The sequence below is a fragment of the Mycobacterium sp. UM_Kg1 genome (genome assembly GCF_000972925.1).
Taxonomy (GTDB): Bacteria; Actinomycetota; Actinomycetes; order Mycobacteriales; family Mycobacteriaceae; genus Mycobacterium; species Mycobacterium hiberniae.
Genome location: NZ_JRMK01000272.1, coordinates 1 through 2,527, shown reverse-complemented (window position 1 = coordinate 2,527; position 2,527 = coordinate 1). Strand labels below are relative to the sequence as shown.

Annotated in this window: 2 protein-coding genes; both read right to left on the bottom strand. The window is 68.2% G+C overall.

The genetic code is table 11. The features are described from left to right. Positions 1–89: 89 nt before the first annotated feature. Positions 90–968 carry an acyl-CoA thioesterase II gene (locus LI92_RS20935; RefSeq protein ID WP_046322355.1) on the bottom strand — a complete coding sequence of 293 codons (879 nt, stop codon included), beginning with the start codon at positions 966–968 and terminating at the stop codon, positions 90–92. Beyond that, positions 968–2,386 carry a pyruvate kinase gene (pyk, locus tag LI92_RS20930; RefSeq protein ID WP_046322353.1) on the bottom strand — a complete coding sequence of 473 codons (1,419 nt, stop codon included), beginning with the start codon at positions 2,384–2,386 and terminating at the stop codon, positions 968–970. Before pyk ends, LI92_RS20935 begins: the two co-directional genes overlap by 1 nt. Positions 2,387–2,527 lie beyond the last annotated feature (141 nt).

The window sequence follows — 2,527 nt, the reverse complement described above, 5'->3', positions numbered from 1 at the left end:
GGCGGAGCCGGGCGAAGCAGGTCCGCGCAAAACCCGCGCGGACTGCGAGCGCGGCGGAGCCGGGCGAAGCAGGTCCGCGCAAAACCCGCCTAGCGCTTGACCTTCGGGAAGTACTTCAGCACGCCTTCTTGCGTGACGGTCGCCAGCAACTGCCCGGAGCGGTCGAAGAAGTGCCCGGAACCCAGTCCGCGGGAGTCGGCGGCCACCGGTGACGACGTCGCGTAGAGCACCCAGTCGTCGAACCGGATCGGCCGGTGAAACCACACGGTGTGGTTGGCGCTGGCCGCAAAGATCCGATCGAAGCCCCATGACAGGCCGTGCGTGGTGATGATCGAATCCAGGACTGTGGTGTCCGAGGAGTAGACCAGCATCGCGGTGTGCAGCACCGGATCCTCCGGGATCGGCCCGTCCGCCTTGACCCAGACCCGGTTGTGCGCAAGGCGACCGCCCTTGTCGCGCATCACCCAGGCCGGGTCGTTGGTGTAGCGCCACTCGATCGGGTGCGGCGCGTTGACGAACCCCGGCACGACCTCTTCATAACCGTCGAGCAGTTCATCCAGCCGGGGCAGCGTTTCGGGCTCGGCGACCGCCGGCGCCTCGACACTGTGCTCCAGACCGCTGCCCCCGGACAGGTAGGAGACCATCGAGGTGGCGATCAGGGTATCGCCCTGCAGCGCGTCCACCCGCCGGTTGGCGAAACGGCGTTCGTCGCGCAGCCGGTGCACCCGGAATTCGATGTCGCGGGCCGGGTCGCCACCGTTGATGAAGTGGACCGACAGCGTGCCCGGCGGCAGGTGCGGGGCCACAGTGCGGCTGGCCGCCACCATGGACTGGGCCATCAGCTGCCCGCCGAAGGTCCGCAACGGCGTCTTGCTGGGATGCGATCCGACGAAACAGTCGTCGTCGCCACGCTTGAGGTCCAGTACCGCCAGTAGTTCTTCGAGATCCGTATTCGGCTCGGACGGCACTAGACGTCGTCCTCCCCGATGCGGTGCACGTGGATCATGTTGGTCGATCCCTCAGTCCCCGGCGGAGCGCCCGCGACGATGACCACCAGATCACCGCGCTCGTAGCGCCCCAGATCCAGCAGCGCCTTGTCCACCTGGCGGATCATGCCGTCGGTCGTGTGTGCCTGCGGGACGATGAAGGTCTCGGTCCCCCACGTCATCGCCAACTGGCTGCGGATCTCGGGCAGGGCGGTGAACGCCAGCAACGGCAGCGGGGTGTGCAACCGTGCCAGTCGACGCACCGTGTCGCCGGATTGGGTGAACGCCACCAGTGCCTTGGCGTCCAGGCGTTCGCCGATCTCGCGGGCCGCGAAGGAGATCACGCCCCGCTTGGTGCGCGGCTTGTGCGTCAGCGGCGGTACCGCGGTGGAGTTCTGTTCCACAGCACAGATGATGCGGCTCATGGTCCGCACGGCGTCCAGCGCGTGCTTGCCCACCGCGGTCTCGCCGGAGAGCATCAACGCGTCCGCGCCGTCGAGCACCGCGTTGGCGACGTCGGAGGCCTCGGCCCGGGTGGGCCGGAAGTTGTCGATCATCGACTCCAGCATCTGCGTGGCCACGATCACCGGCCGGGCGTTCTCGCGAGCCACCTGGATGGCGCGCTTCTGCACCAGGGGCACCTCTTCGAGCGCCAGCTCCACCCCGAGGTCGCCGCGCGCCACCATGATGGCGTCGAAGGCCAGCACCACCGCCTCGAGGTTCTCGATGGCTTCCGGCTTTTCCAGTTTGGCGATCACCGGGACCCGGCGGCCGACCCGGTCCATCACCTCGTGCACCAGCTCGACGTCCGACGGCGAGCGCACGAACGACAGCGCCACCATGTCGACACCAAGTTGCAGCGCGAACTCGAGGTCTTCGATGTCCTTCTCCGACAGCGCCGGCGCGGAGACCCTCATGCCCGGCAGCGACATGCCCTTGTGGTTGCTGACCGGACCGCCGTCGGTAACCCGGCACAGCACGTCGTCGCCGTCGATGCGCTCCACCACCAGCCCGACCTTGCCGTCGTCGACCAGGACGCGGTCGCCCGGGGCGGCGTCGGCGGCCAGCTTCTTGTAGGTGGTGGACACCCGGTCGTGGTCGCCGGGGCAGTCGGCAACGGTGATGCGCACCGTCTCACCGGTGGCCCAGTAGGTGGGGCCGTCGGCAAAACGCCCCAACCGGATCTTGGGCCCCTGCAGATCGGCGAGCACGCCCACGGCCCGCCCGGTCGCGTCGGAGGCGGCGCGGACGCGCTCGTAAGAAGCCTGGTGGTCTTTGTGCTCGCCGTGGCTGAAGTTCAGGCGGGCCACGTCCATGCCCGCGTCGACCAGAGCCCGGACCATCTCCGCGGAGTGGGTCGCCGGGCCGAGAGTGCAGACGATCTTGCTGCGTCTATTCACGGCGCCAGCATAGTCGGACAGACTGAGGCGCCTTCCTCAGGAAGGGTTGCGGACAGCGAAAATCCGTGTGACGCATCGGTGCGAGCGCTCAACCGGGGGCTAGTTGTACTGACCTGAGAGGTTAGGTACGCGGCTGGCGGG